Source organism: Fluviispira sanaruensis, assembly GCF_004295685.1.
In the GTDB taxonomy this organism is placed as follows: Bacteria; Bdellovibrionota_B; Oligoflexia; order Silvanigrellales; family Silvanigrellaceae; genus Silvanigrella; species Silvanigrella sanaruensis.
In genome coordinates this window covers 1400789-1413009 of sequence record NZ_AP019368.1, presented here as the reverse complement: position 1 = coordinate 1413009, position 12221 = coordinate 1400789, and the positions used below count along the sequence as shown (strand labels likewise).

11 protein-coding genes are annotated in these 12221 nt (G+C 34.8%); 4 read left to right on the top strand and 7 right to left on the bottom strand.

All coding sequences use genetic code 11. The annotated features are described in order from the left end of the window. Positions 1-13 precede the first annotated feature (13 nt). The 5 genes from EZS29_RS15880 to EZS29_RS06080 are packed head-to-tail and all read right to left on the bottom strand — an operon-like array spanning position 14 to position 6591. Positions 14-181: a hypothetical protein gene (locus EZS29_RS15880; RefSeq protein WP_172603806.1), complete on the bottom strand. Its 168-nt coding sequence runs from the start codon at positions 179-181 to the stop codon at positions 14-16. Between the two features lie 9 nt (positions 182-190). Then, the gene (locus tag EZS29_RS06095; protein WP_130607597.1) at positions 191-1627 is read right to left on the bottom strand and encodes a peptide ABC transporter substrate-binding protein; all 1437 of its coding nucleotides are present in this window, start codon (positions 1625-1627) and stop codon (positions 191-193) included. A 27-nt stretch (positions 1628-1654) separates the two neighbouring features. Continuing rightward, positions 1655-3274, bottom strand: coding sequence for a peptide ABC transporter substrate-binding protein (locus EZS29_RS06090; protein WP_130607595.1), 1620 nt, complete (start codon positions 3272-3274; stop codon positions 1655-1657). 23 nt (positions 3275-3297) lie between these two features. Next, positions 3298-4923, bottom strand: coding sequence for a peptide ABC transporter substrate-binding protein (locus tag EZS29_RS06085; RefSeq protein WP_172603805.1), 1626 nt, complete (start codon positions 4921-4923; stop codon positions 3298-3300). Positions 4924-4959: 36 nt separating this feature from the next. Beyond that, the gene (locus tag EZS29_RS06080) at positions 4960-6591 is read right to left on the bottom strand and encodes a peptide ABC transporter substrate-binding protein (RefSeq protein WP_130607591.1); all 1632 of its coding nucleotides are present in this window, start codon (positions 6589-6591) and stop codon (positions 4960-4962) included. A gap of 200 nt (positions 6592-6791) precedes the next feature. Between EZS29_RS06080 and EZS29_RS06075 the strand changes: the two genes are divergently transcribed. Both EZS29_RS06075 and trhO read left to right on the top strand, forming a co-directional pair. Continuing rightward, the gene (locus tag EZS29_RS06075) at positions 6792-7043 is read left to right on the top strand and encodes a hypothetical protein (protein WP_130607589.1); all 252 of its coding nucleotides are present in this window, start codon (positions 6792-6794) and stop codon (positions 7041-7043) included. An 85-nt stretch (positions 7044-7128) separates the two neighbouring features. Further along, positions 7129-8121 (top strand): oxygen-dependent tRNA uridine(34) hydroxylase TrhO, encoded by a 993-nt coding sequence (trhO, locus tag EZS29_RS06070; RefSeq protein ID WP_130607587.1) that lies wholly within the window; start codon positions 7129-7131, stop codon positions 8119-8121. Positions 8122-8124: 3 nt separating this feature from the next. Here the strand turns inward: trhO and EZS29_RS06065 are convergent, their stop codons facing one another. Further along, on the bottom strand, positions 8125-8937 hold the full coding sequence (locus EZS29_RS06065) for an alpha/beta fold hydrolase (protein ID WP_130607585.1): 813 nt from the start codon (positions 8935-8937) through the stop codon (positions 8125-8127). A gap of 457 nt (positions 8938-9394) precedes the next feature. Here EZS29_RS06065 and EZS29_RS06060 point away from each other — a divergent pair, with 457 nt between their 5' ends. Continuing rightward, a complete protein-coding gene (locus tag EZS29_RS06060) occupies positions 9395-10660 on the top strand; it encodes an MFS transporter (protein WP_130607583.1) in 1266 nt (421 codons plus the stop codon). Next, entirely contained in the window at positions 10641-11396 is a 756-nt protein-coding gene (locus EZS29_RS06055) for an SDR family NAD(P)-dependent oxidoreductase (protein ID WP_130607581.1), read from the top strand. Before EZS29_RS06060 ends, EZS29_RS06055 begins: the two co-directional genes overlap by 20 nt. Here the strand turns inward: EZS29_RS06055 and EZS29_RS06050 are convergent. Beyond that, the gene (locus EZS29_RS06050) at positions 11393-12190 is read right to left on the bottom strand and encodes an alpha/beta fold hydrolase (protein ID WP_130607579.1); all 798 of its coding nucleotides are present in this window, start codon (positions 12188-12190) and stop codon (positions 11393-11395) included. The two genes, EZS29_RS06055 and EZS29_RS06050, sit on opposite strands and share 4 nt — an antisense overlap. Positions 12191-12221: the final 31 nt, after the last annotated feature.

Genomic DNA, 12221 nt, shown 5'->3' with positions numbered 1-12221 from the left:
GGACTCCTATCTGTTAAGATTTTTTTTGTTCCCTTAAGTAAACTCCAACCAAACTAAACTGATTCATACTGTTCTTTTTTATGCCGACTAGCTCGTCACGGATTAAATAATTGTTTGCATAATAATAGATAGGAGAAATAGGCGTATCTTCGACAATTATTTTCCCTGCTCTGTTAAGCAATGTTTTTCTTTATTCAGGATTTACTTCATTTTCTGCTTGTTCGATGTATTTATCAAATTCTGCATTTTTATACTTCGTTACATTCACTTCTTTATGAGAAATTAGATTTTCAAAAAAATTATACGGGTCATTCATATTTGCTACTGTTCCCAAACGCATGACCTCAAACTGACCTGTTGAACGCTTGTCGAGCATGGTTTTCCATTCTTCGTTGAGGGTTTCAACCTCAGCACCTAAAGATTTTTTCCACATGGAAGCAATGGCTGTAGCTATTTTTTTGTGTCCTTCGTCGGTATTGAAAAGGATTTGAATTTTGAGAGGATTTTCCTTAGAATAACCTGCTTCTGCATAAAGTTTTTTTGCTTCAGCAAGTTGTTTTTCCCGTGGCCACTCCTGCCAATAAGCTTTGTTATGGCTGTAACTTTTCATATTATTTGGAATGAGATCGTAAGCAGATATTTGTCCGGTATTTAAAAACGACTTAGTTATAACATCTCTGTCGATGGCAATATTAAGAGCTTGCCGCAGAGATTTATTTTTTAATTTTGGATTTCTTAAATTATAAATATAATAATAACTAGCAAGTTCTTCAAAAGTTTTTAATTGATTAGGATATTTTTCCCGAATTCCTTTTATTTGTTCCGTAGGAATGCTATTTGTCATATGGATTTGATTGGCTTCAAACATCTTGTATTCAGCAACAGCTTCTCCAACTATTAAATAATTCACCTTGGATAAATAATCTTTGTCTTTATTCCAATAGTATTTGTTGGGGGTAAAAACTATTCTATCTCTTGACTTACGTAACGACAAAATAAAAGGGCCATTGCCGACAAAGTTTTCTGTTAAGGTAAAAGCACTTGCTCCATACTTTTCGTAATTTTTCTTCTGCAAGGGCACTACAGCAGATACAGCGAGGGATTCTAAAAAATAACCCGATGGTTTTTTTAAAGTGATTTCAAGGGTCAAGTTATCAAGCGCTTTGACTCCAAGGGTGTGCAATGCCATTTTACCTTGATTGATTTCAGTACCATTCACAACATTTTCAAGGTTAGAGGCATTTTCTGAAGCCACTTTGGGATCGACAAGACGTCTAAAACCATACACAAAATCATGCGCAGTCAATTCACTTCCATCTGACCACTTTAAGTTTTTGCGCAATGCGAACGTATATTTTTTTCCGTCGGGTGTGATAGACCATTTTTCAGCCGCTGCTGGGACTATCTCCCCATTTCCATCAGTACTAAGCAACCCTTCATACAAACTACGGACGAGTTCTGTGCAGGCTGTTTCATGACAAAGTTGGGGATCGAGGGTAGTCGGCTCTTCTGAGTTCACAAGATTGACCTCCTGCACTTTTGCGGCAAGGGGATCATTTGGCACAGCGGCATATGCCGCCTGAGATAAAGTAACAGAAATGGCTAAATATTTAAAAAAACTTTTCATCACTTCCTCCTCTATTCAAAATAGGAATTAATTCAAATCACTCTTTTTATCCTTTATGTAAACCCCAACAAAAGAATATTTTTCTAAAATATTCTTTTTAAAACCAATCACTTCTTTCCGTTTTAAATATTTACGCGTCTGGCTCATAATGGGTGAAAAAGGAAGTTCTTCCATTAAAATTTTCCCAGCTTTTTCTTGCAGAGATTTTCTTAAAACAGGATTCACTTCACTTTCTGCCTGTTCAATATATTTATCGTAATCTGCATTTTTAAATTTCGGAGTGTTGCGCACGCTGGTGGATTGAAAGTTTGTTAAGAAATCATATGCGTCATTCATAGTGGCAAGCCCACCTAAACGCAAAACTTCAAATTGTCCGGTCGAGCGTTTGTCGAGCAATGTTTTCCATTCCTCATTGGCAATTTCGACCTCAACACCCAAGCTCTTTTTCCACATAGATGCAATGGCAATGGCTATTTTTTTATGGTTCTCGTCGGTGTTATAAAGAATTTGTAATTTTAACGGTTTTTCTTTACTATAACCTGCTTCTGCATACAGTTTTTTTGCTTCAAGAACTTGTTTTTCTTTTGTCCAGTTAGTCCATTCCGGTTTTCTCTGTGTGTAATTTTTCATCCCATTTGGCACAATTTCGTAGGAAGGAATATCTCCAGTTCCTAAAATTGAGTCGGTGATAGCTGTGCGATCGATAGTCATATCGAGAGCTTTTCTCAGACTTTTATTTTGCAATTTAGGATTGTTTAAATTATAAATATAATAATACATAGAAAGAATTGGTGTGCTCTGCAGCTCTTCTGCGTATTTTACTTTAATCGCTTTGTATTGATCGGCAGGGATTACACCGGTTATATGCAATTGTCCTGCTTCAAACATGCGGTATTCTGAAACCAAATCTTTTAATATAAGATAATTCACCTTATTTAAATAAACAGCATTTTTATCCCAATAGTTTGGATTTGGTTCTAGGACTATTTTATCACCAATTTTTCTTTCTTTCAGAACAAAGGGACCATTGCTCACAAGTTTTCCTGCGTGAGTGAATTCCCTAGAGCCGTATTGCTCGACATTCTTTTTTTGCACGGGAGAAGCACTGATCATCGCCATCACTTCTAAAAAATAGGCAGTGGGACGGATAAGGGTTATTTCAAGAGTGCTTTCGTTGAGTGCTTTGACGCCAAGTGATTCTGGTGTTGCTTTGCCTGAATTTATGTCTTTACCATTCACTATATTTTCCAATAAATAACCATTTTCCGAAGCAGTTTTTGGATCGACTAACCTTTGCATGCCATAGACAAAATCCTGTGCTGTGATTTTCGTCCCATCGGACCATTTTAAATTTTTCCGTAACGTAAATGTATATTTTTTTCCATCAGGGGACATTGTCCATTTTTCTGCTTGTGCAGGAACAATAACTCCCTTTTGATCAACATTGACTAAACCTTCAAATATTTGCTCAAGAATACTTGAACAAGCAACCTCATGGCAATTGTGCGGATCAAAAGTTGTGGGCTCTTGGTTATTTGCAATATTTATTTCTTGGACTTTTGCTGCCATGGGATCTTTCGGCACAGCCGCATATGTTGTTTGGGTATAGACCATTGCAAGAGAAAAAATCTTTATTATATTCTTCATATTTGATCCTCTATTGATAAAAGTTAATTGATAGCTTTTCCTTGTTCCCTTATATAGGTATTTTTTAGATAAAAACGCAACATCATATTCTTTTCTAAATTCACTACAGAAGGTTTTAATAAATAACTCGTTGTCATACTATAAATTGGGATAACAGGAGAATCTTCGATGATTATTTTACCCGCTAGTTTCAATAAGTTTTTTCTTTTAACAGGATCCATTTCGCTCATGGACTCATTTATCAGTTTGTCATATTCATTGTTACTGTAGCGCGCGTCGTTTTGTAATTCTTTTGTGCGGAATTGAATTAAAAAGTTAATTGGATCGTTAATATCAGCAATATAACTATAACGAACCAGTTCGAAATCGCCATTGATTCTTTTTTCAAGTAAGGATTTCCATTCTTCATTTTGAATGTTGGCAAGCACACCCAATTCTTTTTTCCACATGGACGCTATGGCAGTGGCAATTTTTTTATGGCCATCATTTGTATTGTAAGTGATATTTATTTTAAATGGATTTTCTTTACTGTAACCCGCTTCTGCATAAAGTTTACGTGCTTCAGCTAATTGTTTTTCCCTCGGATAATCCTGCCAATAAGTTTTAGCTTGGGTATAGTCTTTGATCCCAAAGGGAACAAAATCGTAAAGTGATCTCTGACTTCCTTCCAAAATATTCTGCGTGATTACGTCTCTATCCAGAACAATACTCAAAGCTGTTCGCAAATTTTTACTTTTAAGCTTCTCATTACTGAGATTAAAAATATAATAATAATTCGCTAAAATAGGGGTGCTTTTAAAATCATTTTTGTGTTTATTTTTTAGTATTTTATATTGTCCTGTTGGAATTCCGGCAGTGATATCTAGCTGCCCTGTTTCATACATTTTGTATTCTGTATTGCTATCGACAATGGGATAGAAATGAACTTTATTTAAATAAACAGATTCTTTGTCCCAATAATTTGGATTTTTCTCGATAGTTAATTTGTTACCAATTTTATGTGAAGTTAAAATAAAGGGGCCATTAGATATAAGTTTGCCAGGCACTGCGAAAGAAGAGCCTTTATTGGCATGCTGTTCAACACTTTTTTTCTGCATAGGAAAAACTTGATGCATGATCATGTATTGCAAAAAATAGGAAGTGGGTTGTGCTAATTTTATTTCGAGGGTTGTGTCGTTGAGAGCTCTGACTCCTAATGTTTTTGGATTCTTCTGTCCGCTGATGATCCCTTTTCCATTCACAACACTTTCTAAAATATTAGAAAATTCAGAAGCATTTTTAGGGTCAATCAAACGTTTCATTGCGTAAACGTAATCTTGCGCTACGAGTTTTGATCCGTCTGACCATTTTAGGTTGTTCCGTAATGTAAAAGTATAAGTTTTGCCATCATCGGATATGACCCATTTCTCTGCTGCTGCAGGCTCTATGTCACCCGCGTTATTTTCCTTTACCAGACCTTCAAACAGCTGAATTAAAATAAGATCGCACACCTGCTCATTGCAGAGTGCAGGATCCAAACTTTTTGGATTATCAAAGTTGCCAATATGAATTTCTTGTACTTTGGCAGCCAAGGGATCTTTAAGCCCATTTGCACATGCTATGGATGATAATAAAGTAACAATGGCCGAAATTTTATAATATTTTTTCACGACAAATCCTTTGTCAAAATAAATTAAAATTAAATATCAATTGATATTTTTAGGATTTTCTCTTAAGTAAACGCCTGATAAATAATAATGATTCAATACATTTTTCTTAAATTCCACCACATAAGGATGCACTAAATACAAAGATATACTGCTATAAATTGGCATAATAGGTTGATCTTCGGCTAATATTTTACCACCTTCTTCAAATAATTTTTGCCGCCTTGCAGAATCGCTCTCTATCAGTGCTTTATTGACCACTGAATCGTAATCTTTATTTTTAAAATGCGAATCGTTTGCAGGATCGGTGCTGCGCAATTGAATAAAAAAGTTTGACACATCGTTGATATCTGCCACATAACCTAAGCGCATTATTTCGAAATCACCATTTTTTCTTTTGTCTAGCATGGTTTTCCACTCCTCATTTTGTGGAATTGCATTGACACCCAGTTCCTTTTTCCACATGGAAGCAATTGCTGTGGCAATTTTTCGATGACTTTCAAGTGTGTTGTACAAAATATGCAAAGTCAGAGGTTTTTGTTCAGAAAAACCTGCTTCTTTATAAAGCTTTTTTGCTTCTGCAAGCTGTTTTTCCCTTAACCAATCTTGCCAGTAAGGCTTTGCATGAGTGTAATCGCTCATACCGATGGGAACGAAATCATAGAGAGGTTTTTCTCCTCTGCCACCAAGAACTTTATGCACTATGACATTGCGATCAATAACTATGCTCAACGCTTGTCTCAGCTTTTTATTATTAAAAGGAGGTATCTGGGTATTAAAGACATAAAAATAACTACCAAGATATGGGCTCTCTTTAAATTCTTTTACATATTTCTTTTTAATTTGCTTATATAAGTCAACAGGAACTCTATCTGTTGCATCGAGTTGACCCGTTTCAAACATTCTATATTCTGTGAGTGTGTCTGATACAGAGTGAAAATTCACTTTGCTAATATAAACCGATTCGACATTCCAATAGTTCTCATTTCTTTCTGCAGTTACTTTGTCTCCTACCTTTCTGCCTGTAAGTTTAAAGGGGCCATTGGAGACAAGAATACCTTCTGCCGTAAAGGAATCTTCGCTTTCACCATGTTTTTCAACGTTGTTTCTTTGAACAGGAAAAGTGCTGCTTATGGTTAAATTCTTTAAAAAATGAGGAGTGGCCGCGCTCAACTTTATTTCGAGATTGCGCTCATCAATTGCTCTCACGCCTAAGGAGTCAGTCGGCTTTTTCCCATCAATAATGTCTTTTCCATTCACGACATTTTCAAGTAAGGTTGAATATTCTGAAGCCACTTTTGGATCAACCAAACGTTTCAAAGAATAGACAAAATCTTCAGCAGTGAGCTTTGTCCCGTCGGACCATTTTAAGTTTTTTCTCAGTCTCAAGTTATATGTTTTTCCATCAGCACTGATCACCCAATTTTCAGCTGCGGCTGGCAGCACATTCCCATCTGAATTTTCCCGCACCAATCCTTCAAACAGCTGCAAAATGATAGCTCCGCAGCCAGTTTCATTGCATTTTTGTGGATCGAGGGTCTTAGGGTCATCTAAATTACCAATATTCAACTCTTGCACTTTCGCTGCTAAAGGATCTTTCGGAATGGCTGCCATTGCATTTAGCGAAAAAACGAGAGAGATTAGAGAATAACCAAATAGTTTCAATGACATAAGCCCTCCGCAAAATATATTAAGAATTCTGAATCTCACAAATAACAAACTTTTTGATTTTTAGCCAGCTAGTCAACACAAAACTTAAGCAAATCTAAAAATGACCCAAAATATAACAAAGATGATTTCAACTTGAGTCTCTTATAAGCTTGCGCTATGGGATATCTTGACTTTTTGGGTCTTACTACAAAGGAGAAATTATGACTTTCACATCTTCCGCTGTTTCTTTAGAATGGAATCGCAACAATCTTATCCTCACTCGTGGAGCGAGCCAAATTGTAATCGCCGCTGAAAAAGTGCAAAACTTACGCACACAAGACACTGAAACTGGATTTATTGAATACTTCCGTTCAACTGCTTTAGAAAATCGTGAAGCACGTCGTGTATTCCAATCCTGGGAACGCAAGGACAAAGAACTTCTCAATAAAATTTACAAAGAAATGATTTCTTAAGTAAAATTGGTAGAAACAAATAAATAAAAAAAGCATTGAATAGAATTCAATGCTTTAAATTTCAATACTTTACAAGGTGAAATTTATGAATCAAACTAGCCCTTCCGCTTCACATCCTTATGTTAATATTGCTTATTATAAATTCGTTCAGATAGAAAAGCCAAATGAGTTGCGCGCAACTCTCTTGAATTTTTGCAATGATTTACATATTAAAGGTACGATTCTGCTTGCCAATGAAGGTATTAATTCCTGCTTAGTTGGAAGTGATGAAGCCATTCAACAATATATCGATTATATGCACGCCGATCCACGCTTTGCGGATGTTGAATTTAAGAAAAGTTATAGCGATCATATTCCATTCCGCCGCATGATCATTAAAGTAAAAAATGAAATTATTCCTATGGGCATGGACTCTATTAAACCAGCGCATTTTACGGGTAAATATGTAGATTCCCTCGAGCTCAAAAAATGGCTCGATGACGGTGAAGAACTCGTTATTTTAGACACACGCAATGATTATGAAGTTGATCTTGGAACATTCCGAGGAGCAATTGATCCCCGCTTGAAACAATTCCGAGAGTTTCCGCAATGGATAAAAGACAATTTTTCTCAACATAAAAATAAAAAAGTTGTTACTTTCTGTACAGGTGGTATTCGCTGTGAAAAGGCGACAGCATTTATGCGCCAAGAAGGTTTTGAAGAAGTTTATCAATTGCAAGGTGGTATTCTTAAATATTTTGAAGAAACTGCCAATAAAGCACCTAGCGAAGACAATTATTATGATGGTGATTGTTTCGTTTTCGACTACAGAGTGGCCGTCGATAAGAAACTCAACGAAACAAAATACGAAATCTGTTACGGCTGCTGGTCTCCTTTAAAACCAGAAGATCTGAGCAGTGAAAAATTTAAAAAAGATCTTTATTGTCCACACTGCTATGATAAATATTTTGCCCGCGAAGCTAAACGTTCTGAAACTATGCGCAAAAATAATATGCAAGCTTTACTCGTTCGCCAAGAACGCGCTAAAGAAGTTCGAGCAAAATGGGAAAAAGAAAAACAACTTTCTGAACAGAACTAACTATTAATTTTGCTCAAGCAATTGCTTTAGAGTGCTGGGATTATCCCAAAAAATAGCATGGCCTGATTTGGGATAAATCTCTGTGATATCTGCAAAGTGTTTTTTTAAATATTTTATATTTATCCTAGGATCTTTTGCACCAACTAATATTTTTACTTTTTCACGCTGTTTTTCAACGCATTCTTTGGGGCTTACCCCTTTCATTTCCATTAAAGAAGCAAAACTGATTTCACGCATATTCCCATTCGCACGTAAAAATCCTTCAATCACAGGTTCAATTTTTTGAAAACTATGGGTATGGTTTGGAACAATTCCACCCTTTTTTAAACAATCAATTGCTTCATCGTAAGTGTAAAATTTTTTAATAATAAGACGTGCTACTTTATTAAATAAATATGCTTTTCGCATGTTACCTTGTATATAAGACACGGGCGTGCAACTATCAATATAAATTTTTTTGACACCAGAATAACGCTCAAGCAATTCTATTGCTATGGAGCCTCCCATCGACCAACCATAAACTGTCACCGCTTTTGCTCCAAATAATGTTAAAAATTCTATAATACAATCACTATAACCTTGAACTGTATAAGCATAATCAAAATCATGAGATGCATTTTCACTGCCCCCATGCCCCAATAAGTCAATCGCAATAATTCTAAAATCATTATTTAAAAGTTCAATTTGTTTATAAAACACTTCTTTGCACACTGATAGTCCATGAATAAAAAGCAAAATGTCTTTATCCAATTTATTATCATAATAACAAATTTTCCCGTAACGAGAATAAAAATTAAATACATTTTTGATATTCATAAACCGCCTTACTAAAAATGATTATATAATAATTTAAAATAGACAAAGCAAAAAAAAGTATTCTTAATATAAAATAGCATGAAGAAAAAAATAATTTTTCCTACTCAGTAAATTTTTCTAGTAGGAAAATATAATCTTGACATTTTTTTAAAATTATCTTACACAAAGCTGTTAGCGGATTGTTTTGCACAATGGAACTTACCAGATCTTTAGGACTTTTTTCAAATGCTTTCTTTCATACTCCTGACAAATCTCCGTATTAAGCGAAATTAAATCGCTTTTATTTTATAAAAATTTAAGTCACTGTTTTATCATAGGATTTATTTGCATAATATTTAATTGATTCATTTTTTGTAATAAAATTTATATTCCTCGAAAACATTGATGACTTAAATTACCATACACATTTTTTTATTATGATTTAAAAGTAAAATTTCTTAATTGAAAGAGCTTTCATATGTATTTAGAACGTTTTAAAATTGAAAAATATTTTATAGTATTTTTAGTGCTTTTTGAATTCACGGTTTATCTTTCCAATGACATGATTATGCCAGGAATGCTGCAAGTCACTCAAGAATTCAATGAGATATCAGCAAATATTCCTCTTGCTCTCACTGCATTTTTACTTGGAGGGGCGAGTATTCAACTTATTTTAGGACCACTCTCTGATAGCTTTGGTCGACGAAAACTTATGGTCTTTGGCGCAGGTTTCTTCCTTTTTAGTTCCATATGTCTATATTTTTCAAGTAGTTTTTCAGAATTTATTTTCTTTCGCTTTTTGCAAGGTATGGGCACCTGTTTTATCGGTGTATTAGGTTACGTAACAGTGCAAGAATTATTTTCTGAAAAAGAAGCGGTTGTAACAATTTCTCTTATGGCAAATGTGGCACTCATAGCGCCTTTATTAGGACCACTATTGGGTGGTGCATATCTCGAATTTTTTGCCTGGCGTGGAATTTTTTTAATCACATCAGTTCTGTCTTTTATAAGTTTTATTGGACTGTATTTCTTTATGCCAGAAACTGCTCACTTTCAATATATAGAAAATAAGAAGTTTACTAAAAAAGCTGACCTAAGCATGCTGCCTAATTTAAATATTTTGAATATTTTTAAGACGATGCAAAATATTTTAAAAAATAAAGCTTTTCTTTCTGGTTGCTGTTTAGCTGGTTTAAACGGTGTTCCTATTTTATCGTGGATAGCACTCTCCCCAAATATATTAATGGAAAAATTGGGACTTTCATCTGCTCTCTATGGCTTTTGTCAAGTGCCTGTATTTGGAGGCATCATTCTAGGTACACTTTGTGTCTCCAAATTATTAAATAGATTTTCTCTGCCGGAAATGGTACAAAAAGGATCAATTTTTATAATTATTTCAATTCTTATAATGGGAATATCTAGCATAATCTTTAAAGAAAACCTCTTCATATTAATTCTGCCAATGAGCCTATATGGTATTGGATTAGGTGCATACAATTCTTCGCTGTATCGCTTAATATTATATTCAACCAATCAAGCTAAAGGTACAGTAGCATCTTTATTTAGTATCATAACTGCTCTGTTTTTTGCAGCTGGGACAAAATTAGTTTCCTTAATTGATACATCGCATCAAATCGTTGGCTTTGCATTATTTTGTTCAGTTTGTACTTTACTTGCATTACCGTTTTTGTTTCTTTTTTTAAAAAAATCGGAGAAGAAAGACTATGAAACGGTTTCTAAATAAAAATATTCTTATAACAGGAGCAGCAAACGGAATCGGCAAAGCAACTGCTTTTCGCATAGCATGTGAAGGCGGAAATTTAGCTTTAATAGATAATAATTCCGAAAAACTTAAGGAATTATGCAAAAATCTTGAACATTTTTCTATTAAAGTTGTCTCTTCTGTCTGTAACGTTTCAGATTTTGAAGAAGTTAAAAAAAGCATCGATAAATTAGCAGAAGAACTTGATGGCATAAATGGCTTGAGCCACAATGCAGGAATACTACGTGTGTATAAAACTCACGAAATGAGTTTAAAGCAATGGAATGAATTGATTGCAGTTAACTTAACAGGAACTTTTAATGTTAATAAGCATGCTTTGCCTTGGCTCCTAAAAAACAAAACAAGTTATTTAGTCAACACATCTTCCTCTGCAAGTGAACAGCCTCATCCTTGGCTTGCTGCTTATGCAGCGACGAAAGGTGCTATAAAGTCATTTACCCGCTCTTTATTTATTGAATATTTCCAACAAGGCTTGCATGCAAACTGTGTTTTACCAGGCGGTATCACCACTGACCTCGCAAATTCATTTGCCATTCCCGATGGAGTTAATATCAATTTAATTAAAACTTTAAATCCGCTTGGACAAAAGCTTTTTGCCGAGCCAGAAAGGGCCGCCAGTGTAATTGCTATGCTTTTATCCGAAGATGCTGAGCATATAAATGGGACTGAAATCGCGATAGATGGTGGGAAAGTCTAAAGATATTTCCTTATTTCGTAAGGTCTCTCCCAAAAAACCGCATGCCCTGCATTAGGATAAAATTCAGTGATGTCCTTAAAATGATCCTTCATATAATTCATATTTATTCCGGGATCATTTTCTCCAATTAAAATTGTTACCTTATCTCTGTTTCTCTCCACACACTCTTTTGGGCTGATCCCAACCAATTTCAATAAAGAATTAAACCAGATCTCTTTCAGTGATCCATTGGCACGCAAAACAGCTTTAACTATTTTATCGACTCTATCGCTTGTGTGATTTTCATTGGCGTTTATCCCACCATTTTTAACATATGCAAAAGCCTCAACTTCACTGAGAACTCTTTGCGCTATTAAATGGGTTGTTTCATGGTATAAATATGCGTTCTCAAAATTCTTGGTTTTGAAAGAAACGGGCGGGTAGCCATCAAGGATTATTTTTTTCGTCTCAGGAAATCGCTCGAGTAAATCAATAGCAATAGCACCACCCAATGACCAGCCATAAATTATGATGTTTTGCGCTTTTAAATAACTTAACAATTCAACGATCGAATCTGTAAAACCTAAGTTGGAATATGCTTCCTCTGCATTTAAAGCATTTTCACTTGCACCATGTCCGAGAAGATCGACTGCAATTATGCGATATTCATTTTTTAACAGCTCTATCTGTTGATAAAAAACTTCTTTACAAGCTGACAGACCATGAATAAAAAGTAGAATCTTTTTATTCAACTTATTATCATAATAATGCATTTTTCCGTTTTTGCTCTGAAAATAAGTGCAAAAAGATTCCATTCTTTAACTCCTATAAAAAAATGGAGTCTTT

Excerpts from the sequence above, each read along its gene's own strand:
- EZS29_RS06095 (WP_130607597.1), bottom strand. The coding sequence starts at position 1,627 with ATGAAAAGTTTTTTTAAATATTTAGCCATTTCTGTTACTTTATCTCAG.
- EZS29_RS06090 (WP_130607595.1), bottom strand. The coding sequence starts at position 3,274 with ATGAAGAATATAATAAAGATTTTTTCTCTTGCAATGGTCTATACCCAA.
- EZS29_RS06080 (WP_130607591.1), bottom strand. The coding sequence starts at position 6,591 with ATGTCATTGAAACTATTTGGTTATTCTCTAATCTCTCTCGTTTTTTCG.
- EZS29_RS06075 (WP_130607589.1), top strand. The coding sequence starts at position 6,792 with ATGACTTTCACATCTTCCGCTGTTTCTTTAGAATGGAATCGCAACAAT.
- trhO (WP_130607587.1), top strand. The coding sequence starts at position 7,129 with ATGAATCAAACTAGCCCTTCCGCTTCACATCCTTATGTTAATATTGCT.
- EZS29_RS06065 (WP_130607585.1), bottom strand. The coding sequence starts at position 8,937 with ATGAATATCAAAAATGTATTTAATTTTTATTCTCGTTACGGGAAAATT.
- EZS29_RS06060 (WP_130607583.1), top strand. The coding sequence starts at position 9,395 with ATGTATTTAGAACGTTTTAAAATTGAAAAATATTTTATAGTATTTTTA.
- EZS29_RS06055 (WP_130607581.1), top strand. The coding sequence starts at position 10,641 with ATGAAACGGTTTCTAAATAAAAATATTCTTATAACAGGAGCAGCAAAC.
- EZS29_RS06050 (WP_130607579.1), bottom strand. The coding sequence starts at position 12,190 with ATGGAATCTTTTTGCACTTATTTTCAGAGCAAAAACGGAAAAATGCAT.